This window comes from Microvirga medicaginis, assembly GCF_052658925.1.
The window spans coordinates 59,866-84,196 of sequence record NZ_JBQWEL010000009.1; the positions used below are offsets into that span (position 1 = coordinate 59,866).

Sequence of the window (24,331 nt, forward strand, 5' to 3'; positions counted from 1 at the left end):
CACCTTTCGGCAACCGCTCTCATCATGTAAGCCAATGACAAACTCGGGAGGACAAAAGCCAATGGCTTATAATCGTTATCACAAGGACCGCATCGGCAATCACAAGCTGAAGCCCGAAACCCTCATGCTGGGTTACGGCTACGACCCGACCCTGTCGGAAGGCGCCGTGAAGCCGCCGGTCTTCCTGACCTCGACCTTCGTGTTCACCAGCGCCGAGCACGGCAAGGAATTCTTCGATTACGTGGCCGGCCGCAAGGAGCCGCCCAAAGGTGAAGCCGCAGGCCTCGTCTATTCCCGCTTCAACCACCCGAATGCGGAAATCGTGGAGGACCGCCTCGCCATCTTCGAGGAGGCGGAATCGGGTCTTCTTTTCTCCTCAGGCATGTCGGCGATTGCCACCACGATCCTGGCCTTCGCCCGTCCGGGCGACGTGATTCTCCACTCGCAACCCCTCTATGGCGGTACGGAGACCCTGATTGCCAAGACGCTCGCGAATTTCGGCATCCAGGCCGTTGGCTTCGGCGACGGCGTAGACGAGGCGGGCATCCGCGCGGCAGCGAAGGAAGCGCAAGGAAAGGGCCGTGTGGCGATCATCATGATCGAGACGCCCTCGAACCCGCTCAACACCTTGGTGGACGTGGCCCTCATCCGCACGATCGCGGATGAGATCGGCCAGGCTCAAGGTCAGCGTCCGATCATTGTCTGCGACAATACCCTGCTCGGCCCCCTCTTCCAGAAGCCGCTGAAGCATGGAGCCGACATCTCGGTCTATTCGCTGACGAAATATGTGGGCGGGCACTCGGACCTGATCGCCGGCGCGGCGCTGGGCTCCAAGGAGCACATGAAGAGCGTGCGCCTGCTGCGCTCGGCCATCGGCACCCAGCTCGATCCGCATTCCTGCTGGATGATCGGCCGTTCGCTGGAAACCCTTGCGCTTCGCATGTCGGCGGCGAACCGTAATGCCGAGATCGTGGCCAAGTTCCTGCACGAGCATCCAGGCGTCGTGAAAGTGCACCACCTCGCCTATCTGCCGGAAGGTTCGCGGGCCAAGCAGGTGTACGAAGCCCAGAGCGACGCCCCCGGCTCGACCTTCTCCTTCGACGTGAAGGGCGGTGAGGCGGAAGCCTTCAAGGTCTTGAACGCGCTCCAGGTCTTCAAGCTGGCAGTGAGCCTAGGGGGAACGGAGTCCCTCATCTCGCATCCGGCCTCCACCACCCATTCCGGCGTGCCGAAGGAAACCCGCGACAGGCTCGGCGTCACCGACGCCACGATCCGCGTCTCCATCGGCATCGAGCATCCGGACGATCTGGTGGCGGACCTCGCGCAGGCTTTGGCCACGCTCGGCTAAACTGAAGACAGCGCCATCCCGGGTTCCGCTGACGCGGCCCCGGGATGACGCATGGGATAGCCTGAGCGGACTTTCCCCTTGCACTCCCGTTCCCCGTAGACCCACAATGCGCGCGAACGGAAGGAACAGATGACCGCCTCGATCGACCTGCACGCTTATCAGGAGCCGATTCTTTTTCTGACAACGGCAGGCGTCGTCGTCCCACTCTTTCACAGGCTCAAGGTCAGCCCGGTCCTGGGCTTTCTCGCTGTCGGCGCGCTGTTGGGTCCCTATGGCCTTGGACGGCTGATCCCCGACTATCCTTGGGTTGACTGGCTCACCTTCACGAATCCCGAGGGCACCTCACGGCTTGCCGAGTTCGGCGTGGTGTTCCTGCTTTTTACCATCGGCATCGAACTGTCCTGGCAACGATTGCGCACCCTGCGACGTCAGGTGTTCGGCTTCGGCACGCTCCAGGTGCTCTTATGCGCCCTTGCTTTGGGCCTCTTCGCCTTCAAGGTCGTGAACTCGATTGCCGCAGCTGCGATCATCGGCATTGCGCTTGCGCTCTCCTCAACCGCGATCGTCATCCCCGTTCTGGCTGAACAAAAGCGCCTCAGCTCCACGGCGGGGCGCACGAGCTTCTCCGCCCTGCTCTTCCAGGATCTCGCAGTAGCGCCGATCCTGTTCACCATCGCAGCTCTCGACACGCACCAGCCCGACGAGACGATACTGTCCTTCGCAACCGCGCTGTTCCAGGCGGCCCTGGCACTCGCGATTATCGTCGGCGTTGGCCGCGTGGTTCTCAGGCCCTTCTTTCAGATGGTCTCCGCCACCAAGAGCCCTGAGATCTTCATGGCAGCCTGCCTGCTCGTGGTGATGGTGACGAGCTTGATGGCCGCCATCAGCGGGCTCTCGATGGCGCTCGGCGCCTTCATTGCCGGCATTCTCCTGTCCGAGACGGAATATCGCCGCGCCGTCGATACCACCATCCAGCCCTTCAAGGGCCTCTTGCTCGGCGTGTTCTTCGTGTCAGTGGGCATGAGCCTCGATATCTTCCGCTTCCTCGAAGCACCGGTGACGATCCTGGCCGTGGCGACCTTCCTGATTGCCATCAAGAGCGTGATCATCTTCTGGCTCAGCCGCCCCTTCGGCCTCACCGCCTCGGAAGCCGCCGAGACCGGGTTTCTGCTGGGTCCAGGCGGCGAGTTCGCACTGGTCATTCTCGGCGGCGCTATGGCCGCGGGGCTCGTGCCGACGGAGGTCGGCCAGAACCTGCTGCTCGTGACCACGCTCACCATGGTGGCGATCCCCTTCCTGGCGCGGATTGGGCGAAAGTTGAGCCGTCAGCTTGAGAAAGCGCGCTCTATCGATCCGGAAGCTGCCGTTCCGCCTCCCCCCGAGGAGCCGGGGCGTGTCATCGTTGCCGGATATGGCCGCGTCGGTCAGCTCGTTGGGGACATGCTCCAGCGCCACAAGGTGCCCTATCTCGCCATCGATGCAGATCCAGGTCTCGTGGCCGGCGAGCGCAAAGCCGGAAAGCCCGTCTTCTTCGGTGACGGCTCCTACCCGGCCTTCCTGCGCGCCTGCGGCATCGAGCAGGCCCGAGCCCTCGTCATCACCCTCGATACCCCAAGCGCCATTGAGGCGGTGGTGGCGGCGGCTCGTCAGGAGCGGCCCGACATCACCATCGTGTCCCGCGCCCGCGACGCCAAACATGCGGCGCAGCTCTACGATCTCGGCGTCGACGATGCAGTGCCGGAAACCATCGAGGCCTCGCTGCAACTGAGTGAGGCCGTGCTCGCCGACATCGGCGTCCCCATGGGCCTCGTGATCGCCTCGATCCATGAACGGCGCGACGAGTTCCGTGAGGTCCTGAGGCAGAACAACAAGAAGTCGGATCGAACCGAGTTTCGGGCACGCCGCACCGTGGGCAAGTGAGGTCAGCCGCGATGTTTCTCACCTTCTTCACGGAACTGCGTACGGCCAAGGTACCCGTCTCATTGAGGGAGTATCTCTCCCTGCTGGAGGCGCTCGATCAGGATCTCGCCGACAAGAGCGTGGAGGAATTCTACTATCTGTCGCGCGCGTGTCTGGTGAAGGACGAGCGCCATTTCGACAAATTCGACCGGGTCTTCGCCCATGTCTTCAAAGGCCTGGAGAACATGGGCCAGGCCTTCGGACAGGAAGAGATCCCTGAGGAATGGCTGCGCAAGCTCGCCGAGCGCTACCTGACGGAGGAGGAAAAGCGGCAGATCGAGGCCATGGGCTGGGACAAGCTCTGGGAGAACCTGAAGAAACGCCTCGAAGAGCAGAAAGGCCGCCACCAAGGCGGCAACAAATGGATCGGCACCGCCGGCACCTCGCCTTACGGCGCCTATGGCTACAATCCGGAAGGCATCCGCATCGGCCAGGACAAGAACCGCAACTTCCGCGCGGTGAAAGTGTGGGACAAGCGCGAGTTCAAGGATTTCGACGACAACGTCGAACTGGGCGTGCGCAACATGCGCATCGCGCTGCGCCGCCTCCGGCGTTTCGCGCGCACGGGCTCAGCCGAAGAACTCGATCTCGATGAGACGATCCACGAGACCGCGCACAAAGGTTATCTCGATGTGCGCCTGCGGCCTGAGCGCCGCAATGCGGTGAAGGTGCTCCTCTTTCTCGATGTCGGCGGCTCGATGGATTGGCATATCCAAGCCGCGGAAGAACTGTTCTCGGCAGCGCGGCTCGAGTTCAAGCATTTCGAGCATTTCTACTTCCACAACTGCGTCTACGAGCATCTGTGGAAGGAAAACCGCCGCCGCTTCGACGAGAAGATCCCGACCCTCGACGTGATCCGCACCTATCCATCCGATTACCGCGTGGTCTTCGTGGGCGACGCTTCCATGAGCCCCTACGAGATCACCCATCCCGGTGGCTCGGTGGAGCATTGGAACGAAGAGGCGGGCGGGGTCTGGATCCGGCGCATTCTCGATCATTTCCCGAAGGCGGTCTGGCTGAACCCGGTGCCTGAGCGGCAGTGGAAATACACCCAGTCCATCACCCTCATGCGGCAACTCTTTTCCGAGCGCATGCATCCGCTGACCCTTGAGGGCATAGACCACGCCATGCGCGAACTGGTACGTTAGAGCATCGTGCGGACCCAGCGGGCCGCGCTAGCGAAAAGTGGATCCGGTTTTCCGCTCGAACGATGCTCTCAATTGAGAAAGCATCGGATTAATCCTAAAAGCGGATACCACTTTTAAGTCCGATGCTGTGGAGCCCATGACACAAACCTATACCCACAGTCCCCGCCCCGTGGGCGGGCCGATCAGTTTTGCCATTAAGGGCGATCAGCTGATCGTGGATTCCGGCCGCAAGGTGCATGAAGTCCGCCTCGGCGCGGTCGAAACCGTGCGCATGACTTATGAGCCGGGACGCATCGGCCAGAAATCCTACCGCACGAAGGTGACGATGAAAGACGGCAAGGCTTTCACCTTCACTTCGCTCAACTGGCGGAGCCTCATCGAGGCGCAGGAGATGACGACGGAGTACCGGGCCTTCGCTCAAGGCCTGTGCGAGGCGATCGTGAAGGCCAATCCGGAAGCCCGCTTCATCGCCGGCAAGCCCTGGTGGCTGTGGTTCTCGACGACGGCGATTGCGATCCTGTCGCTTCTCCTGATGGCTTACCTGATCTGGCAGGCTCTTCAGATGGGCTCAACGGGTGTGGCCCTGATTGGCGCCCTGCTTGCAATCGTCGGCGTCTGGCAGATCGAGCCGATGGTGCGGCTCAACAAGCCACATCCCTTTGCTCCCCCTACCCTGCCCGACAGTTTGATGCCCTGAGGCTCCAATCCTCATTCGATGATTGGGTTGCGGTTCAGGTGGACCAGACCAAACTGTAACTCGACTGGTCGAATGACGTCGGGTCACGAAGCTGCTGCAGGAGTTTTTATTGAAAGCCTTGGGAATTGGGATATCCACCACCTTGGCACTCGGTTTGCTGACGGGTGCCGCTTCCGCCGATCCGCATAAGGACGAGAGCGGCAAGGGCCGCTGGAAAGGCGAATATTACCAGAGCTACGACAGTCCGCGCGCTTACGGCTACGAGCGCCCTCGCCGGGAACGCAGGGCCTTCAAAGAAGAATATGATGACGGCCGCTGCAAATACGAGCGCAAGCTTGAGAAGAGCGGCGAGTACAAGGAAGAGGTGAAGTGCCGGGGCGGCTATCGATCGAGCTATCGGTACTAAACTTCGTTCGTAGCGCGCTCCCTGGAGGGATCTCAGGGAGCGCCAAATTTCTGAAGGCTCTTAAGCCCGCACCACCAGCACCGAGCACTTGGCATGGCGCACGATGGTCGCGGCGTTGGAGCCCAGCAGATAGGTCGCCATGCTTGGGCGATGCGAGCCGATGACGACGAGGTCAGCGCCCGTCTTCTCGGCCTCGTCCAGCACCTCGTTGTAAACGGAGCCGAGGCGCACCACGGCAGAAACCTGCTCGGACGGGAGCTTGATGCTGGCCGCGAGCTTGGCGAGCTTCTTCTCTGCCTCGTCCTGCTGCTCCTGGTCGAAGGCCGGAGGCATGAACTCCATGTAGGTCACGGGCACGATGGCCCGCACATAGATCAGGCGGATATCGCCCTCCGCGGCGGTGGCAAGCTCCACGGCCTTGTCGAGAGCGGGCTGCGCCGCCCCGATTTCACCGAGATCGACGGGAACGAGAATCGTCTTGAACATCTTTAAGCCTCCGGGCTCAGCCCTGGCGGATGGGAGTGTGAACGACGAGGCCGTCCATTTCGGGGCGAACCCGGATCTGGCACGACAGGCGCGAATTCGGGCGAACGTCGAAGGCGAAGTCCAGCATATCCTCTTCCATAGGCTGCGGCTGGCCGGTCACGGCCTCCCATTCCTCATCGACATAGACATGGCAGGTCGCACAGGAACAGGCGCCGCCGCATTCGGCCTCGATGCCGGGAATGCCGTTGCGCACGGCAGTCTCCATGACGGTCGAGCCCTCCTCGGCCTCCACTGTCCGGGCCGTTCCCTCGGCATCGATGAATGTAATGTTTATCATTGCAGACCTCTTGGTGTCGGCGCATATTTAAGACATGGTGCGCCGGATGACGAGAGACGGGCGCGAGGCTTGCCGTCTTTTCGCCGCATTTCCCCCGGTAGTGCAGGTTACTGAGCCGTTAACGACGTTCGCAAGTGGCAGGGGACATCGGGTTTCCTTGAACATGACCGGCCGCTAAACTCGCTTGGTAAATAGTAGATTACCGTACGGAAGGACTGTCATCGGCTCTTCCGGACCGGCTGAGGTCACGCGTTTCTCTTAACGGTCAAGGGAACACGGCGGCTTCAACCATCATTCAGTTGCGTCACGAGGGCGGATCATGGCGACCGAGAAGAAGAAGATGAAAGACCCGGCGGAGGCAGCCCTTTCGGCTGTTGAGCAGGCGCTCAACCTTGACGAGACGTTCGAGATCCCCTCTCCGGGCCAGCCGGAGAGCAAGTCTTCTTCCGGCGAGCCGCGGCTCCCGGATATCGACGACCATGATTTCACGAAGGGTCCATTCTCCTTGAGCCCCGACCTTCCGGAGGATCGCGAGAACCGCCTGGATGACCGCGATATCAAGCTGGACGATGCGCCCCGTTCCGGCTTCGTCGCGCCCGACCGCGCGGCCGTCGCCAACGATGATCGCCAGAACGTCGGCGTGATGCTGCAGGCTCTTCAGGTTCGCCCCTCTCGCAGCGCTTATGTGTTCGCAACGCTTGCCTCCCTCCTCTGGCTCGGTGGCATCGCCTTCTTCCTTTACTCCCAGGGCATTGTGACGCCCGAGCAGCTCACTGCCACCTTCTCGACTTCGCAGCTCGCCCTTGGCGCTGTGGCCCTGATCGCGCCGCTCTTCCTGTTCTTCATTGCTGCGATGCTCACCATCCGCTCGCAGGAAATGAAGATGGTCGCGCGTGCCGTCGGCGAAGTGGCCGCGCGTCTCGCTCAGCCCGAGAACTTCTCCACCGATGCCGTTCTCTCCGTTTCCCAGGCCGTGCGCCGCGAAGTGGCTGCCGTTGGCGATGGCGTAGAGCGTGCGCTGGCACGAGCCGGCGAACTGGAAACCCTCGTCCGCAGCGAGATTTCCACTCTTGAACGCGCCTATTCCGACAACGAGATCCGCATCCGCTCCCTCATCGACGAGCTTGTCGCCCAGCGCGAGGCCGTCGTTTCCAATGCGGAGCGCGTGCGTGGTGCCATCACCGGCGCTCACCAGAACCTGATCCAAGACCTCGATATGGCCAGCGAGCGCGTCGTCACCGCCGTCAGTGGCGCGGGCGACAAGGTCACTGGCTCCCTCGAACATCAAGGCGAGCAGATCACCCAGGCCCTCGGCCGCGCCGGCGAACGCGTCGTCGAGGAGATGGCGAGCCGCGGCGTCGAACTCGTGGAACGCCTTTCCGGCGCCAGCGAGGAGATCCGCAACGGCATCGCCGATGTCGGCACCACTATTACCACTGCCCTTGAGAGCAAGGCGCAGGACATCACCGGTGCCTTCGAGCGCACCGGCGACGTTCTCACCCGTCACCTGCAGGAAGGCGCGAGCCAGGTGACCCGTACGCTGGCCGAAACGGGCCGTGGCGTGATCGACGCCCTCGCCCAGCAGGGCAACGACGTGCGAGAGGCCTTCGAGGAGACCGCCAAGAGCCTTGAAGAGAGTTTCGCCCATCGCGGCAGCGAGATCACCGAGAAGCTGGCGGCCACCGGCGGCGTCATCGCCGACGACATCTCCGCCCGCACCGCCGAGATGCGCGATCAGATTGCAGCAGCGGGCCTCTCCGTGAGCGAAGAGCTCATGGCACGCGGCACCGCCCTGCGCGAGCAGCTCGCCACCACCGGCTCGGATGTGGTCAACGACATCATCACCCGCGGCAACGAGTTCCGTGAACACCTGGCGACCACTGCCTCTGAGGTCGGCAGCCAGATCACGCTGCGCGGCAACGAGGTGCGCGAGCATCTCGAAGGCGCCGTGCGCATGGCCGACGAGTCCATCGGCAGCCGCGTCGAGGATCTCGCTGTGCGTCTCGAAACCGCGAGCCAGCGCGTCAGCGAGTCCGTCACCGTTCAGGGCCAGGCGCTCGAGAACAACCTTGCCCAGGTCGGCGAACGCATCTCCTACCTCTTGGGCTCCAAGGTCGAGGAATTCCAGGCGACCTTCGAAACCCGTGGCCAGGAGCTGTCTGATACCCTCTCCCGCCATGCAGACGACGTGCAGACCCGCCTCGCCGGGACGGGCAAGGACATCGTGCTCGCCATCGCCACGCAGGGCGCACGCGTCAACGAGGTGCTCAACCGTACGGCGGAAAACCTCACGACGACCGTCGATACCCGCACCCGCGAATTCGAGGAAACCCTCGGCTCTCGCCTCGAGGCCTTCGAGGGCGTCATGGGTCGCGGCGGCGAACTCGCAGACCGCATCTCCCGCGATGTGGGTAACCTGACGGAAACGATCAGCGGCCGCTTCGAAGAGATGGACCGTCTCATCACCGTGCAGGGTCGTACCATGTCCGAGGCCTTCGCCGAGCGCGCTCGCGAAGCGACCTCAGCCATCGAGTCCCAGCTCACGGCGCTCGAGGAACACGCCTCCCGCCGCACGACGGAGATCACCGTCAACTTCGACACCATCGTCGAGCGTGTGGATACAGTCCTCAGCGCCCGCTCCACGGCCCTCAACGAAGCACTCGTCGTGCGCACCGGTGAGATGGCCCGCGTGATGGCCGAAGGCGGCCGCGACGTGGCGAATGCTCTCCAGGCCCGCGTCGACGAGATCAGTCAGGCGATCACCGCCAAGACCAGCACCATCGCCGACACGCTCTCCTCCAAGGCCGAGCAGATCGGCGAGACGCTGGAGGCTCGCGCCAACAGCATCAATGAGATCCTCGGCAACCGCGCCGGCGAGATCACGCAGACGCTCGAAAACCGCATCTCCACGATCAACCAGATCCTCGGCGACCGGGCCGACGAGATCGCCGAGACCCTCGGCGCCCGCGCCTTCGAGATCAACCAGACTCTCGGCGGTCATGTCGAAGCGATTGCCTCGACCCTCGGCAATCGCACGGAGGAGCTGGCAGCCACTCTCGACCAGCGTGTGAGCCAGTTCGAGGATCGCGTGGTCAACCGCCTCGGCGGCGTGGTGGAAGCCATCGACGAGCGCGGCTCGGCGGTCGTCTCCTCGCTCAACAGTCGCATCGGCGAGATCCGCTCCATCTTTGACACGCAGGGCAACTCGCTCATCGAGTCGCTCGGCAATCGTGGCCAGGTGATCGGCCGCGAAGTCACCGCTATCACCGAGAATACCCTGCGCGCCCTTGAGGATCGCAGCCAGACCATGCTGTCGTCGCTCCAGGAGCGCACGATGGAGCTCACCTCGTCCTACATGCAGTCGACGGAAGCCATGCGCGTTGCCCTCGACTCCGGCACGGAGCGCACGGTCGAGACTCTGCTCGGCACGAACGAGCGCCTGCGCGGCGAACTCACCGACGTGCTCGGCCGCCTGGAGGATGCCAGCCGCACCCTGCAGCATGTGGCGGCCTCCGCCAGCAGCAACCTCGGCGCCGTCGAGGATGGCCTGGGCGGCCGCGTGCAGCAGATCGAGACGCTTCTGTCGGAAATCGCCTCCCAGGCGAACCGCGCGTCCGATCAGGTCGCCGATCAGGTCGATGCACTGCGCAATGTGTCCTCCGGCGCGATCCAGCAGGCGATGGACCTCGCACATGCCCTTGAAGATCGCGCTCGCGGGCTCACGGAAACGACCTACGAGCAGATCAACACCCTGACCCAGGCGACTTCCGCCCTGGAGCGTGTCGAGAGCCGCATGACCGAGGCCCTGACCAGCCGCCAGAGCGCTCTGGACGAGCTCCTCGGCCGCATCGAGGAGCGCTCGCAGGATCTCGAATCCGTCACCCGCGCCTTCACGACCCTCGTGGAAGGTTCGCTCCAGAACGCCGAGAACAAGGCTCGCCAGATCGGCTCCGTCCTTGCTGGCGCCGCCGAGACGACCACCCATGCCATCGGCGAACAATTCGAGCGCATTCGCGCCACCACCAGCGTGGAAAGCGAACGCACCGCGGCGACCCTGCGGAACACCTATGAGCAGGCCGCTGCCGAAATGGCCGAGGCGCTCAGCAACGCAACCGCAAAATTCCGCGACGCCATGGGTGAGCTGCGCGGCATGACAGGCCAGATCCAGCGCGAGCTGGAGGCCACCCGCTCCGAGCTACGCCGCGGCGTGGTTGAACTCCCGCAGGAGACGCAGGAGACCACGGCCAATATGCGCCGCGTGGTCGCCGACCAGATCAAGGCTCTCAACGAGCTCTCCGCTCTGGTCTCGCGCTCCAATCGCGTGGTCGATGCGGCTCCCGCCGCCCAGCCCCGCCGCGCTGCGGTGAACGAGACTCCGGTCGCTGCGACCATGGCCGCAGTGGCCGCCGCCGTCGAGCAGCGCATCGCCTCCCCTGCTCCTGCTCCTGCTCCTGCCCCGGCTCCCGCGCCGACAGTGGCCCGCCAGCCCGAGCCTCGCCCGGCACCGGCACCCACGCCTGTTCGTCAGGCTCCGGCTCCGGTGGAGCGTCCCGCTCCTCGCCGTGAAGAGGCCGCTCCCGCTCGCGACACCGGCAATGCCCGTGGCGGCTGGCTCTCGGATCTTCTGACCCGCGCCTCGCGCGATGAGGAAGAGCCCGTTTCCACCCCGGCACGCGGTGGCCGCACCAACAGCCTCGACTCGCTCGACTCGATCTCGGTCGACATCGCCCGCATGATCGATCACGACGCGGCCGTCGAGCTGTGGGACCGTTACCGTCGCGGGGAAACCAATGTGTTCGGCCGCCGCCTCTATACGGCGCAGGGTCAGCAGACCTTCGAGGAGATCCGTCGCAAGTACCGCCGCGACGAGGAGTTCCGTCAGACGGTCGACCGTTACGTGGACGAGTTCGAGCGCCTGCTCGCCGAAGTCTCCCGTGACGACCGCGACTCCACGCTGACGAAGACCTACCTCACGTCGGAAACCGGCAAGGTCTACACCATGCTGGCTCACGCGAGCGGCCGCTTCGAGTAAGACCGGCCCAGACTAGGACAAGAGAACGCGGCCTTTAGGGCCGCGTTTTCGTTTAGCGCATCGTGCGGACCCAGCGGGCCGCGCTAGCGAAAAGTGGACCCGGTTTTCCGCTCGAACGATGCGCTTTCTATGGAAAGGAGCATCGGACCCAAAAGTGCAAATCCACTTTTCTCGTCCGATGCTCTAGTGTTTCTCTATCCCTGCAACACAGCCTCCTCAGGATGAGGGCAGGGTAAAAGCAAATGGCCGGGACGAGCCCGGCCATGACGAAAAACAGCTGAGCAAAGACAAGCAAAAGGCCCCAATTTGATCGGAGCCTTGAACAATTTTCCAAGATAAGACCGAAAGCGCTTAGGTCGGCGCCTGTTCCTTGAGCGGAGCCTGGCTGCTGACATCGCCCGGCTCCTCGCGCCTTGGGAGCGAGCTACCGCTGACCCAGCGCACGATGTCGAGCATCACGACCGAGAGGGCTTCATCAAGGGCGCGGGCGGCATTGGCGGCATCGACCGAGGCGACGGGCGCGCGGGCGCGGAAGATGCGGCCGTTCACGATGCGACCGCTCTGGTCACCCACGATCTTCATCGAGATCTCGACCACCGCCTCGTTCGAAGGCGTTTCAACCTCGAAGCGGCGCAACTCGGAGACAAGCTGGACATCGGCCACCGCGCCGCTGCTGGGCCGCGAGACCCCGCGGAGCTGGGAGGCATTCTCAAAGGTGTTGATCAGGCGCGTCTGGATGAGGCGCGGCAGATTATCGGCCCATTGCCCTCCTCCGATGAAGGAGATGGAGCCGCTCGCATCCTTCACCAGAATCTGCTGACTGGAGAGCGTCTGCAGGGCTGCCGGCTCGTTCACGAGCACCTGGACACCCGCAGCGCCCCTGATACGGGACGTCGGCGCGGAGAGATCATACGTGGCAGGAGCCGGACCCGACGAGCAGGCGCCGGCAAGCGCCGCCAGAAGCACGACAGGCATCAGGCGTCGAAGCGGCCGAGACAGAGCGGTCGGGGGGAAAGACACGGATGATCCACGCATACAGGTTACTTAACGGCGTCCATTGTATTCGGGGAGATTGGGACGGCTACCGAAAAGAAACTGCTGTGGATTACGTTCGATGCTCCGCACCGCGCGGCTGATGTCCCCAAGCGTCCTGCGGCCCTCGACGGCCAGAGCCTCATATTCCCTCAAGCCTGAATCCGTGAAGCGTCCGACCCCGCTCACCACCCCTTCGATACCCTTGGTCCGCTCGTTCAGATCATTGGCCAGGTCACGCACAGAAACGGCAGCGGCCCGGATCTCGTCGAAGGCTCCCTTGCCCGCCTCGCCGGAGGCCGAACCGAGGAACTTCTCGGCGCCGGCCAGAACGCTGTCGATCCGATCGGCAGACTTGTTGAGCTTCTCGGTGATCGACCGCGCTTCCTGGATCGTCTTGTCGATGTCCGGCCTGCGATTGTTCAGGGTATCCATGAAGGCTTGAACGTTATCGACCGTGCTCCTCACCTTGTTCGGATCGACGGCTTTGGTCAGCGTCGAGATCTCGGTGATCGCAGAATCAAGCTTCGGCGCCGTTTCGTTGAGCCGATCGATCAGGCTTGCCGCATCACGCAGGGCCTCGCTCACCACCTGGCGATTCTCGCCCAGAGCCTGGGTGAAGTTGTCCACATTCTCAACGATCCGCGTCACACGCTGCGGCTCGACCGCGCGAACCACCTGATCGACATTGGTTGCAAGTGTATCGAGTTTCTCGGCCAGAGGACCGATCTTCTCGGCCGCCTGCCCCACCTGGGCGAGGAAACGGTCGATGCCCTCCGCGTTCTCCCCCAGAGCCTGGGAGAAGCGCTCCACGTTCTGAACCGTGCGGTTGATGGAACCCTCGTTGTCGGCCACGACACGGCCGACCCGCTCCAGCACGTCATCGGCCCGGCGGGCGATGTTGCGTGCGGTCTCGATCAGGTCCTGGAAATCGGATCGGTCGGCGAAAATGGTGGGCATGGGCTGGCCAGGACCGGCCACGAGCGGAGGAGCACCAGGCTCGCCGCCGGAAAGGCCGATATTCGCAACGCCCGTCAGGCCTTGGTATTCGAGGCGGGCGCGGGTATCGGCACGGATCGGAATATCGCGGCCCACCTGGACGATCGCCACCACACGGCGCGGGTCCTCCGGGAGAAGGCTGATTTCCGTCACCTCGCCCACGCGAAGGCCATTGAAGGAGACCGTGGAACCCTGGGACAGGCCGGATACGGAACCTGAAAAGACAATGCGCACACTCTGCCGTGCCTGTCCCCGGTCGCCACCGGAGAACCAGTAGACGAAGCCGAACGCCGCCGCGATCACCGCCAGTGTGAAGATGCCGATCAAAGCGTAATTCGCACGCGTTTCCATCGTAGTCCCTTACGCGCCGCCGGCGATTGCCGCGCGTGCCCGTTTTCCATGAAAATAAGAGCGGAGCCACGGGTGATCCGATGCCAGCATCGCCTCGATAGGCCCTTCCGCCAGGATCTTGCCCTCACCCAGCGCCGCGATCCGATCGCACACCGTGTAAAGGCTGTCCAAATCATGGGTTACCATGAATACGGTGAGCCCCAAAGTCCGCTGTAACGTCGCAATCAGCTCGTCGAAATCACCCGCGCCGATAGGGTCGAGACCGGATGTCGGCTCGTCGAGAAACACGATGTCCGGATCGAGGGCGAGAGCCCGCGCAAGCGCCGCGCGCTTGATCATGCCGCCCGAGAGTTCGGAGGGCAGCTTGTCCGCCGCATCGGGCTTCAACCCTACCATCTCGATCTTCAGCATGGCGAGCTCATCGAGAAGCCGCTCGGAGAGGTCGAGATGCTCGCGCATGGGAACTTGGACGTTCTGCTTCACGGTCAGCGCCGAGAACAAGGCGCCCTGCTGGAACAGCACGCCCCAGTGCCTCTCCATCATGCGTCGCTCCGAGGGCGACAGCTCATCGAGGTTCTGGCCCAGCACCTCGATGGTGCCTGCGCGCTTCGGGACGAGGCCGAGAATGGCGCGGGTGAGCACCGACTTGCCCTGGCCCGACGCGCCGACAAAGCCGAGAATCTCGCCGCGATAGACGTCGAGATCGAGGCCCTTGAGGATGGTCTTCTCACCGAAGCCGACCTCGATGTCGCGCACGCGGATGATCACCTCGCGATCTTGAGTGGAAGCAGGATGGCGCCGTTCGAGCATCGCTGTCAGTACCTGATGGCCGCGAAGAACATGGCAAAGAGACCGTCGAGCACGATGACCATGAAGATGGCCTTCACCACCGAGGAGGTCACGTGCCGGCCGAGGGACTCGGCGGAGCCCGCCACCGCCAAGCCTTCCAGCGTGGCGATGATGCCGATGACCATGGCCATGAAGGGCGCCTTGATGAGCCCGACCATGAAGGTGTTGAACCCGATCGCCGCCCGCAGGCGGGTCAGGAACACATCGGGGCTGATGTCGCCATAGACCCAGGACGTGATCCCGCCCCCAAGCAGCGCCGCAATCGAGGCGAGGAACGTGAGCAGCGGCAGGCCAATGATGAGGGCGAGGATTCGGGGCAGGATGAGCACCTCGATGGGATCGAGCCCCATGACTCGCAGGGCATCGATCTCCTCACGCATTTTCATGGAGCCGATCTCGGCAGTGAAGGCCGAGCCGGAACGGCCCGCCACCATGATCGAGGTCAGCAGCACGCCCAATTCACGCATCACCAGAATGCCGATGAGATCGACCACGAAGGGCGTGGCACCGAACTTGACCAGCTGGAAGATGCCCTGCTGGGCGACGATGGCGCCGACGAGAAACGAGATGAGGACGATGATGGGCACGCCGCGATAGGCGATCTGCTCCAGCTGGTTCACTACCGCCGTGCCCCGGAAGCGCCGAGGATGGACGATCACCCGGAGGAAGGCCGATACCAGCTCCCCCAAGAAGGCGACGCCACGCACGAGGTCGTCGCCCGCTCCGGCCACGGTCTGACCCACATCGACCAGGAAATCGACGAAGCGCGAGGGTTTGGACTTCTGCTGCTCCTGGAAACCGCGATAGGCAACCTCGTTCAGAAGGATATGCTGTTCCTGGCTGGCGTTGACGAAATCGGAAGCCAGACCGCCCTCGCCGAGTTCATGACGGGTGCGGTCCAGAACCCAGGCCCCGAGGGTGTCGAGCCGCTGGACACCGCCGAGGTCGATGATGAGGTGATGCCGATCGGCCTGAGCCGCGATCTCGCCTGCCAGGGATTCGACAATGCGCGCATGCTCAGCCGTCCAGGGACCGGACAGCATCGCGGTGACCTTGTTCCCGGCACGCTCTATTTTCAGCTGCGGCTCGTGAGCCAGGGTGCTCTGCGCCACGATCTTCCTTCCGGCATTGATTCCGTTTGGTGATAGCGTGTAGCTGCGTCACAAGTCGAGATGAAGTTCGAGCGCATCGTTCGGAAAAGTGGATTCCGGTTTTCCGCGCCTGACGATGCGCTCTATAGAAGAGGAAAGCATCGGATGGGTCCCAAAAGTGGACACCACTTTTGGGTCCGATGCCCGGAGAAGCCAAGAGAATGCGTCAGCTCACCGTGTCCATCGACCGTTTTCCCATTGCGGGCAAGTTCACCATCGCCCGTGGCTCGCGCACCGAAGCGGTGGTGGTTACGGCGACCATCAGCGAGAACCGCGCCGTCGGGCACGGGGAATGCGTGCCTTATCCTCGCTACGGCGAAACGGTCGAAGGCGTGGCGGCGGCCATCGAGGCCATCCGTCCGCAGATCGAAGCCGGACTGACCCGGGAGGCGCTGCAATCCCTCATGCCGGCGGGAGCCGCCCGCAACGCGGTCGACTGCGCCCTCTGGGATCTCGACGCGAAGCGCTCCGGCATCCGCGCCCATATCACGGCGGGCCTGACCCGCTGGCCGCCGGTGACAACCGCCTACACGATCAGCCTCGACACGCCTGAGGCCATGGCAGAGGCAGCCGCCAAGGCTGCGGAGCGGCCGATCCTGAAGGTCAAGTTCGGCGGGCCCGAGGGCGACATCGAGCGTATCCGGGCAGTTCGCCAAGCCGTCCCGCAAGCAACGCTCATCGCAGATGCCAACGAGGGCTGGACTGACGGTAATATTGAGGCGCATCTCGCGACCTGCGCCGAGGCCGGCTATGCCCTCGTGGAGCAGCCCCTTCCCGCCAAGGCGGATGGGCTCCTCGCCAAGATCGCGCGTCCCGTTCCCATCATGGCCGACGAGAGCGTGCACGACCGGCAGAGCCTGCAGCGGCTGGTGGGGCTTTATGACGTCGTGAACATCAAGCTCGACAAGACAGGCGGATTGACGGAAGCGCTGGCTCTCGCCGATGCGGCGGAGACTCTCGGCTTCCCGCTCATGATCGGCTGCATGGTCGGCACCTCGCTTGCCATGGCACCCGCCATGGTGATCGCGCCGCGCTGCCGCTTCGTGGACCTCGACGGGCCGCTCCTTCTCGCCAAGGACCGGGAACCCGGCCTGAAATACGAAGGCAGCCTGGTCTATCCTCCGGAGCCTGCACTCTGGGGCTGAGCCTTCAGTTTGCCGATCACGATCAGCATGAGAAGGAACCCGATGGCGCCCAAGGGAGCCATCGCGGCGAAGACCAGCGGGCCGGCCTTCTCGTAGATCATGCCGCTGCCGATGGTGGAGATCGCCGTCGTCAGGGCTGCGAGCGAGCCGTAGATGCCTTGAGCCCGCCCCCTCGCCCGCATCGGCGCGAGAGCGGTCAATGCGGCCATGGTGCCGATATGAGTCGCGGCGAAGGACAAGCTGTGCATGGTCTGGAGCACGAGGGTCACGCCCAGTCCCGGCTGAAGGGACATCACGAAGAAGCGGATCGCAGCTGCCGCCGATCCAAGCAGGATCAGCCCCACGCCGGAACCACGCCCGACAGCGCGGCCGAGGAAGATGAACACCAGGATCTCGGCGATCACGCCCGCCGCCCAGAAATAGCCGATGGCGGAATCCGAAAAGCCGAGGGAGCGCCAATGGATGCTGGCGAAGGCATTGAGCGCGCCATGGCTTCCTTGGGTAACCGCACCCGCAATCAGGAGGAGCCACAGGACCTTCGGCAGGGCTGGCGAGGCCTTCTTCTTGTTATCTTGGGTCCTGGACAGATGATCCGGCACCTCGTTCGGTACGGCTGTGAGCGTCGCCGAAATTCCAAGAATCGGGATGAGCGTGAGCGCGAGGACCACCACATTCGGCCCGAAGGCTCCCACGAGATAGCCGGCCAGGATGTTGGTGATGAAGAAGGCAACGGAGCCGCTGCCCCGAATGCGTCCGTAATTGAGGCCCGGATAGCGCTGCACCGCATTCGTCGAGACGAGATCGTTGCCGGGAATGACGGCCGCCTGAGCGAAAGCGACGAGGGCGACGAGCGTAATGATCACGGCACTGCGGTCGGTGAGCATGAGCAGGGGAAAGCCCAGCATCTGACCCATATGGCTCGCCAAGAGCAGCCGTCTTGCGCCGAAGGAGCGGTCGGCCAAGCTCAGCAGCGGAGCCGTTGCGATGATCCGCACGATGATCGGGAGAGCGACCACGAATCCGATGATGGTGGGCGAGAGCGCTTTGCTCTGGAGCCAGAGCGGAAAGAACGGCAGGTAAACGCCGTGGCTCACGAAACTCGCCGCCTGCAAGGCGCCCAGCCGGATTTCGAGGGCTCTGGTCGAGGAGATCAAGGACGGCGCTTTCCAGAATCAGCATAAGTGCGAAAGGCGTCCATTAAAGACAAGTGCACGTGCCAGCCAAGGCCCGGCTGTCATGGATGTGTTGAGAGGAAGCAGAGGGCGATCAGGTGTTCGCGTGAGCCGCCTGGATATTTGAGAAGAACTGCCGGGCGCTCTCATGCCAGGTGAAGGTCTCGCCATAAGCTCTGCATCTGTCCTTGGAAATCTCGAGGGCAGAGAGAGCAGCCTTCCGCAGATCGGCGTCGATAACACCGCAACCCGACGAGCCGACGACGTCCACCGGACCCATCACTGGAAAGGCGGCGATGGGAAGGCCGGAGGCCAGGGCTTCGAGCAGGACGATGCCGAAGGTATCGGTAAGGCTTGGGAACACAAATACATCGGCGGAGGCGTAAACCCGCGCCAGATTCTCTCCGGTGAGAGCGCCAAGGAAGCGCGCCTGAGGATAATGACGCTCAAGATCCTCACGCGCGGGCCCGTCGCCGACGACCACTTTCGTGCCGGGAAGGTCGAGAGACAGGAATGCCGCAAGATTCTTCTCCACCGCCACGCGGCCGACATATAGAAAGATCGGCCCTGCACAATCGAGAACGCGCTCGTGACGTGGGCGGAAGAGCGTGGTGTCGACGCCTCGCGTCCAGCGCACGATATTCTTGAAGCCTCGCGCACTCAGCTCGCGCTCGAGCGAGCGCGTGCTGACCATCATGGCTTTCGCCTCGCGGTGGAACCAGCGAAGAACGCCATAAGACCACTTCTCCGGAACCGGCAGGCGCGCAGAGAGGTATTCCGGAAAGCGCGTGTGATAGCTGGTCGTGAAGGCTCGCCGTTGCCGCTGACAGGCCAAGCGCGCGGAGAAACCGAGAGGTCCCTCGGTGGCAATGTGGACATGATCGGGATCGGTTTGAGCGATCATTCGACCGACGATCTCCGGTCGCGTCAACGAGAGACGAATCTCCGGATAGGTCGGCATCGGGAAGGAGCGAAACCGCTCAGGCGTGAGAAATGAGATCTCAGAGCCGAACAAAGGCGCTTGCTCCGCCATGTATTCGAGCGAGCGCACGACGCCATTGACCTGCGGCCGCCATGCATCGGTGACGATGAGCACACGCATCAGGCGGCTCTCCCGTCGAGAGCAACAGGTTTTTCGATCGAGATTGCTATCTCGGGGCCGGGGCTCGGAAGGCTCCTGCGGCTGGCCTCGCTCCAGCGGATCAGCTCGAGCGCCCCATCGAAGTGTTCCACCACGACCGTGCAGGACTCCACCCAGTCACCCGTATTCACGTAAGAGACGCCGAAGTTCTCGTGCATTGCGGCGTGGTGGATATGGCCGCAGATCACGCCATCCACTTCCTGCCGCCGGGCTTCAGCCGCCAGAAGCTCTTCGAAGCGGCTGATGAAGTTCACCGCATTCTTCACCTTCAGTTTCGCCCAGGCGGACAGGGACCAATAGGTCAGGCCGAGCTTGCGCCGCGCGATGTTGAGATAGGTGTTGACGAACAGGGCCGCCGTGTAGGCCCAGTCCCCCAGGAGCGCGAGCCAGCGGGCGTGGCGCACGACCAGGTCGAACTGATCCCCATGGATCACGAGATAGCGCTTGCCGTCCGCGGTCTCGTGGATGGCATGCTCGGCGAGTTCGATCCCGCCCAGGTTGACGCCGACATAGTCGCGCAGGAACTCGTCATGATTGCCAGGCACGTAGATGAGCGACGAGCCCTTGCGGACCTTGCGCAGCAGCTTCTGCACCACGTCGTTGTGGGTCTGCGGCCAGTACCAGCCCGACTTCAGCCGCCACCCGTCGACGATGTCGCCCACGAGATAGATCGTCTCGGCATCGTAGTATTTTAGAAAATCCAGAAGGGCTTCCGCCTGGCATCCTTTGGTGCCCAGGTGGAGATCCGACAGGAACAATGTACGCACGCGGATCGTGTCCAGGTCCCTCGGCATGCGGCGTCCTCTTTTGATTGGCCTCACGCCAGCCAAACCGGATTCGCATCTCGTCCCCGTGACAATCCGTTTGCAGTTTCATGACAAAACCTGAGGGGTTCCATGAGCATGGCGCAGGTAAGTCGCGCAGATAAGGGCTTCACGCAGGGGGCTTGTCGTGGTTCTTGTGCAACTCCTTGGTGCAAGTGACTCGCTATCGTGAAACCTCTTCTGGGGATCTCCCTCAAAGTCCTGTCAGCCTTCGTCTTCACGATGATGTCGGCAGTTCTCAAGACCCTGATGGATCGCTACCCGACCGGGGAAGTGGTGTTCTTCCGCTCATCCTTCGCCATTCTGCCGCTCTGGGTGTGGCTGACCTGGAAGGGCGACCTGATCAACGGCTTGCGGACGAAGACCGTGCTCGGCCACTTCAAGCGCGGCCTTCTCGGCACGGGCGGCATGTATCTGGGATTTGCCGCCCTCTCCCTTCTGCCACTCCATGATGCGATCGCCATCGGTTATGCATCGCCGCTCATTCTCGTGATCCTGGCGGCCATTCTTCTGAAAGAGGAAATCCGCGCCTACCGCTGGACGGCAGTCGCTGTCGGCTTCATCGGTGTCATGATCATGCTCTCGCCTTACCTGACGCCGGAAACGTTTGCGGGCGGCATTCTGGCCGGACCGTCCCTCGGGGCCATCTGTGCCTTCGCAGGCGCGGTCTGCTCCGCGGGCGCGATGGTCCAGGTGCGACGACTGACCGGAACGGAGAAGACAGGCGCCATCGTATTCTACTTCTTCATCCTGGCCTCAGGGCTCTCGTTCTGCACCATCCTTCTCGGCTGGAACATCCCCGATGCAAAGGATCTCGCCCTATTCACTCTCGGCGGTATCCTGGGCGGGATTGGCCAGATTCTGCTGACCGAATCCTACCGCTACGCAGATGCTTCCGTGATTGCGCCTTTCGATTACACCACCATGGTCTGGGCGCTCCTGTTCGGCTGGCTCATATTCGGGGACCTGCCGACCCCCACCATTCTGGTCGGAGCCGCCATTGTGGCTGCCACGGGCCTCTTCATCGTCTGGCGGGAGCACCGGCTTGGCCTGGAACGGTCCCAGGAACTGAAGGTCGCCTCGCAAAAGCCGGGAGCATAGTCTTAAGGAAAACACTCCCCGCGACCTCTCTGGCCTTGACCCGCCTCGCCTCTTATCTCACAACCGTTTAAAGGAACGGACGTTCGGTTTTTCAGAACAGAGGCATTGTGATGGGCGTCGAAGGCAAAGAGCGGCATCGGGACCTGGAAACGGGTGCGCAGGTTCTGTCCGGGAACATGGGCAAGACGATCCAGCGTCTGCGCAAGGCCTATAACCTGTCCCTGTCGGAGCTCGCTGAGCAATCGGGCGTGGCCAAGTCCATTATCAGTCAGATCGAGCGGAACGAGACCAACCCGACCCTCGCGACCATCTGGCGCCTCAGCCAGGCTCTCGACGTCTCCATCGAGCGGGTGCTGGCCTCGGCGGATGAGGAACCCTTCATCGAGAAGTCGTCAAAGGCCGACACGCCGATCCTTATGTCCGACGACGGCAAGATGAAGCTCGCCATCATCGGCTGGATCAAGACTATCGAGTGGCTGCAATGGTATGACGTGCAGTCCGAGCCGGGCGGCGTGCTCGATTCCGACAGCCACCAGCGGGGCTCGGTGGAGTGCCTTTCCGTCCTCGAAGGCGAGTTCGAGGTCGAGGTTGGCGGCGTCACCCAGCAGGCCAAGGCAGGCGAGTCTTTGCGCTACCGCTGCGACCGCCCCCATTCCGTGCGTTGCATCGGCGACAAGCCCGGCCGCGCCACCATGGTCTGCATCCTCAAAGCCGCCGTGATGGATTGAGGCTTCGCTTCTCCCTCAGCGCCTTCAAGGCTTGGGAGCCTTGTAGCCCTCCTTGGGCGGCAGCGAGAGCAGATACTCGGCTATGGCCTTGCGGTCAGCCTCCGGCAATTGCGCCGTATTGCGGACCACGGAACCCATCGGTCCGCCGACCGTATCAAAGTTCGGCGTCTCGCCCGTCGTGAGCAGGGTCACGAGATCGTCTTGCGTCCAACCACCAATCCCGCTTGGGCTCGGCGTGATGTTCGGCACCGAGCCCCTGCCCTCCGGATCCGGCCCGCCGGCAAAGCGGCGGTCATCGATGATAGCGCCTGCGAAGTTGCGTTCGCTATGGCATTCCGCACAATGGCCCGGACCATTCACGAGATAGGCGCCCCTGTTCCAGCTTTCGGATTTCGAGGGATCCGGCGTGAAGGGCTTGCCATCGAGGAACGCGAGCTTCCAGAGGCCGACGCCACGCCGGATGTTGAAGGGGAACGGCAATTCGTGAGGAAGCGCCCTTCCCTCGACGGCGGGAAGGGTCTGCATGAAAGCGAAAAGATCGGCCAGATCCTCGCGCCTCATGCGCTGGTAAGATGGATAGGGAAAAGCCGGATAGTAGTGCCGCCCGTCCGGAGACGTTCCCTCCTGCATGGCGCGGATGAAATCGGCGGTCGTCCAGGCTCCGATGCCATCCTGTTTGTGCGGCGAGATATTGGGAACGTGGAAGGTTCCGAAAGGGGATTTCAACGCGTAGCCGCCGCCAAGCCGCAGCTTGTCGTCCTGGTTCGGCGTGGCATGGCAGGATGTGCAACCTCCTGCGAAGAACATGACGCGCCCGTTCTCGGGATTGGGCTTGTAGCCGTCCAAAGATGTCGAGGCCTGTGCACGCAGCAACCGATAAGCCGAAGGCGATGTGAACGCCAGAAAGCCCAATCCGCCTAAGATCGCCAGAACGCCTAAGCCCACAATCGCTCTACGCATCGCTCTTCCCGAACTGAATCGGGCGGCCTTTGAAGCCGCCCGCTCGATGGCTCAAAACGCTAAGAGCTCTTCTTGCGGAACTCGTTGTGGCAGGCGCCGCAGCTCTGCATCACCTTCGGCATCTCCGCCTTGAAGGAGGCCTCGTCCGTGATGGAGGCGAGAGCCGTCTTCGCATCCTGATTGAACTTCGTCATGGCCGCGTCGAACTTCGCCTTGTTTTCCCAGATCGACGGCAGGGCTTCCGTATCCCCAACGCCCTTCGTGTTTTCGGGGAAGAGCGTTGCCGCCTTCTGGGAATTATCGGCAAATACCTTGAGACCGGCCTGCACCTTGGCCAGATCGAACGGCTCCTGACCGCGCAGCATGCCGCCGATCGGCCGCGTCTGGGCGGCCATCTGCTTCATCAGGCCCTGGCGCTGCTCGACCACGTCGCTCTGTGCGATGGCCGCAGTGATACCCAGCGCCAGAAGGCTGGCGACGAAAACGGTACGCTTCATGAATGTTCTTCCCTTTATTTTCTTGAGCGGCCGCCGATCCTGGAGGCGGCCGGACGAAACACAGTACTGCACTATTTGTCGCAGCGGAGTAGCCCCGCTTCATACAAATCTCTGTGAGGCCTTACTCGACCGGCTCGCCTGCCGCGATCCAATCCTTGAACCCGCCTTTGTAATGCTCGCGGATGTCACGCCCCGCCGCCTGGGCGAACTCCATGGCACGCACGGACCGGACACCGGCAGCACAGGAAAATACGATGCGCTTACCTTCCGGCAGGGATGAAGGATCGAAGGTCGAGAGAGGATGCGAGACTGCGCCCGGGATATGCCCGGCTGCATATTCATGGGGCTCGCGTACATCGACCAGGAGAATTGAACCATCCTGGAGCCCCTTCTTGACGTCTTCGCGATCGAGGTTGATGACCTGTGGCGCGTTCATGGAAAACCCTCCCTGCAATCACTTCACTCTTATCGGCATTGCAGGGAGGATGGCAATCGACGGCATTCTAGGAAAGCGGAGGAATCCGTAACACCCAACCGGGCTGGATCATATCGGGATCCTTGACCGGCGGGGAATTGGCCTTGACGATCTCGGTGTATTTCGCGCCTTTGCCCTTGCCGTAATGTTTCTCGGCAATCTCCCAGAGAGTATCGCCCTTCTGCACCGTGTACATGGTCGAAGGTGTCGAGGGCTGCTGGATCTTAAGATCGTTCGTATCCACTTCGGCAACGCCATAGGTATTGCCGAGTGACAGAATGATCTTCTCTGCCTCTTCCTGAGTAACGGCCTGACCCGATAGCTTCACCTGATCGCCATTGACTTGGATTCCGAGCTTGCTCGCGTCGAAGCCGTGTCCCTGAACCTCCTGCTGCAGCTTCTCGGGCGTTGCAGCCGCGGCGCTGCCGCCAAAGATCTTGGCGCCAGCTTCCTTGATGAATTTGAATAAACCCATGTGCTTCTCCTCCTGACC

At 62.8% G+C, this 24,331-nt stretch carries 22 protein-coding genes; 9 read left to right on the top strand and 13 right to left on the bottom strand.

Annotated elements, in window-relative coordinates; genetic code table 11:
- The first annotated feature begins 61 nt into the window (after positions 1-61).
- The 5 genes from ACUXUR_RS13285 to ACUXUR_RS13305 all read left to right on the top strand — a co-directional run bounded on the left by ACUXUR_RS13285 (position 62) and on the right by ACUXUR_RS13305 (position 5,558).
- Positions 62-1,348: a cystathionine gamma-synthase family protein gene (locus ACUXUR_RS13285; RefSeq protein ID WP_445502835.1), complete on the top strand. Its 1,287-nt coding sequence runs from the start codon at positions 62-64 to the stop codon at positions 1,346-1,348.
- Between the two features lie 129 nt (positions 1,349-1,477).
- Positions 1,478-3,268 carry a cation:proton antiporter domain-containing protein gene (locus ACUXUR_RS13290; protein ID WP_445502836.1) on the top strand — a complete coding sequence of 597 codons (1,791 nt, stop codon included), beginning with the start codon at positions 1,478-1,480 and terminating at the stop codon, positions 3,266-3,268.
- A gap of 11 nt (positions 3,269-3,279) precedes the next feature.
- Positions 3,280-4,455: a vWA domain-containing protein gene (locus tag ACUXUR_RS13295; RefSeq protein WP_445502837.1), complete on the top strand. Its 1,176-nt coding sequence runs from the start codon at positions 3,280-3,282 to the stop codon at positions 4,453-4,455.
- Positions 4,456-4,591: 136 nt separating this feature from the next.
- Entirely contained in the window at positions 4,592-5,152 is a 561-nt protein-coding gene (locus ACUXUR_RS13300) for a hypothetical protein (RefSeq protein ID WP_445502838.1), read from the top strand.
- A 109-nt stretch (positions 5,153-5,261) separates the two neighbouring features.
- Positions 5,262-5,558, top strand: a complete 297-nt coding sequence (locus tag ACUXUR_RS13305) for a hypothetical protein (RefSeq protein WP_445502839.1) — start codon at positions 5,262-5,264, stop codon at positions 5,556-5,558.
- 60 nt (positions 5,559-5,618) lie between these two features.
- Here the strand turns inward: ACUXUR_RS13305 and ACUXUR_RS13310 are convergent, their stop codons facing one another.
- Entirely contained in the window at positions 5,619-6,044 is a 426-nt protein-coding gene (locus ACUXUR_RS13310; protein WP_445502840.1) for a universal stress protein, read from the bottom strand.
- A gap of 16 nt (positions 6,045-6,060) precedes the next feature.
- The gene (locus ACUXUR_RS13315) at positions 6,061-6,381 is read right to left on the bottom strand and encodes a 2Fe-2S iron-sulfur cluster-binding protein (protein ID WP_445502841.1); all 321 of its coding nucleotides are present in this window, start codon (positions 6,379-6,381) and stop codon (positions 6,061-6,063) included.
- 319 nt (positions 6,382-6,700) lie between these two features.
- On the opposite strand from ACUXUR_RS13315, the gene ACUXUR_RS13320 reads away from it, so the two are divergent.
- Positions 6,701-11,413, top strand: coding sequence for an apolipoprotein A-IV repeat region-like domain-containing protein (locus ACUXUR_RS13320; protein ID WP_445502842.1), 4,713 nt, complete (start codon positions 6,701-6,703; stop codon positions 11,411-11,413).
- A 351-nt stretch (positions 11,414-11,764) separates the two neighbouring features.
- On the opposite strand, the gene ACUXUR_RS13325 is transcribed toward ACUXUR_RS13320, so the two are convergent.
- Genes ACUXUR_RS13325 through ACUXUR_RS13340 form a run of 4 tightly spaced genes read right to left on the bottom strand, consistent with a single transcriptional unit; the run spans position 11,765 to position 15,687 of the window.
- Positions 11,765-12,433 carry an ABC-type transport auxiliary lipoprotein family protein gene (locus tag ACUXUR_RS13325; protein ID WP_445502843.1) on the bottom strand — a complete coding sequence of 223 codons (669 nt, stop codon included), beginning with the start codon at positions 12,431-12,433 and terminating at the stop codon, positions 11,765-11,767.
- A 24-nt stretch (positions 12,434-12,457) separates the two neighbouring features.
- Positions 12,458-13,795, bottom strand: a complete 1,338-nt coding sequence (locus ACUXUR_RS13330; protein ID WP_445502844.1) for an MlaD family protein — start codon at positions 13,793-13,795, stop codon at positions 12,458-12,460.
- A gap of 9 nt (positions 13,796-13,804) precedes the next feature.
- Positions 13,805-14,605, bottom strand: a complete 801-nt coding sequence (locus ACUXUR_RS13335) for an ABC transporter ATP-binding protein (RefSeq protein ID WP_445502845.1) — start codon at positions 14,603-14,605, stop codon at positions 13,805-13,807.
- Between the two features lie 5 nt (positions 14,606-14,610).
- Complete coding sequence (locus ACUXUR_RS13340) at positions 14,611-15,687, bottom strand: ABC transporter permease (protein ID WP_445502954.1); 1,077 nt, start codon at positions 15,685-15,687, stop codon at positions 14,611-14,613.
- 269 nt (positions 15,688-15,956) lie between these two features.
- Here ACUXUR_RS13340 and dgcA point away from each other — a divergent pair, with 269 nt between their 5' ends.
- Positions 15,957-16,940, top strand: coding sequence for an N-acetyl-D-Glu racemase DgcA (dgcA, locus tag ACUXUR_RS13345; protein WP_445502846.1), 984 nt, complete (start codon positions 15,957-15,959; stop codon positions 16,938-16,940).
- On the opposite strand, the gene ACUXUR_RS13350 is transcribed toward dgcA, so the two are convergent.
- The 3 genes from ACUXUR_RS13350 to ACUXUR_RS13360 all read right to left on the bottom strand — a co-directional run bounded on the left by ACUXUR_RS13350 (position 16,910) and on the right by ACUXUR_RS13360 (position 20,047).
- A complete protein-coding gene (locus ACUXUR_RS13350; protein WP_445502847.1) occupies positions 16,910-18,094 on the bottom strand; it encodes an MFS transporter in 1,185 nt (394 codons plus the stop codon). The two genes, dgcA and ACUXUR_RS13350, sit on opposite strands and share 31 nt — an antisense overlap.
- Positions 18,095-18,206: 112 nt before the next feature.
- Positions 18,207-19,214, bottom strand: a complete 1,008-nt coding sequence (locus ACUXUR_RS13355) for a glycosyltransferase family 4 protein (protein WP_445502848.1) — start codon at positions 19,212-19,214, stop codon at positions 18,207-18,209.
- Complete coding sequence (locus ACUXUR_RS13360; protein WP_445502849.1) at positions 19,214-20,047, bottom strand: UDP-2,3-diacylglucosamine diphosphatase; 834 nt, start codon at positions 20,045-20,047, stop codon at positions 19,214-19,216. The genes ACUXUR_RS13355 and ACUXUR_RS13360 overlap by 1 nt, the downstream gene beginning before the upstream one ends.
- 198 nt (positions 20,048-20,245) lie before the next feature.
- Between ACUXUR_RS13360 and ACUXUR_RS13365 the strand changes: the two genes are divergently transcribed.
- Together ACUXUR_RS13365 and ACUXUR_RS13370 are read left to right on the top strand one after the other, a co-directional pair.
- Entirely contained in the window at positions 20,246-21,178 is a 933-nt protein-coding gene (locus tag ACUXUR_RS13365) for a DMT family transporter (protein WP_445502850.1), read from the top strand.
- 110 nt (positions 21,179-21,288) lie between these two features.
- Complete coding sequence (locus tag ACUXUR_RS13370) at positions 21,289-21,906, top strand: helix-turn-helix domain-containing protein (protein WP_445502851.1); 618 nt, start codon at positions 21,289-21,291, stop codon at positions 21,904-21,906.
- 24 nt (positions 21,907-21,930) lie between these two features.
- On the opposite strand, the gene ACUXUR_RS13375 is transcribed toward ACUXUR_RS13370, so the two are convergent.
- From ACUXUR_RS13375 to lysM, 4 genes are all read right to left on the bottom strand, one after another.
- Complete coding sequence (locus tag ACUXUR_RS13375; RefSeq protein WP_445502852.1) at positions 21,931-22,866, bottom strand: c-type cytochrome; 936 nt, start codon at positions 22,864-22,866, stop codon at positions 21,931-21,933.
- A gap of 59 nt (positions 22,867-22,925) precedes the next feature.
- Complete coding sequence (locus tag ACUXUR_RS13380; RefSeq protein WP_445502853.1) at positions 22,926-23,363, bottom strand: c-type cytochrome; 438 nt, start codon at positions 23,361-23,363, stop codon at positions 22,926-22,928.
- A gap of 121 nt (positions 23,364-23,484) precedes the next feature.
- A complete protein-coding gene (locus ACUXUR_RS13385; protein ID WP_445502854.1) occupies positions 23,485-23,799 on the bottom strand; it encodes a rhodanese-like domain-containing protein in 315 nt (104 codons plus the stop codon).
- Positions 23,800-23,866: 67 nt separating this feature from the next.
- Entirely contained in the window at positions 23,867-24,313 is a 447-nt protein-coding gene (gene lysM / locus ACUXUR_RS13390) for a peptidoglycan-binding protein LysM (protein ID WP_445502855.1), read from the bottom strand.
- Positions 24,314-24,331: the final 18 nt, after the last annotated feature.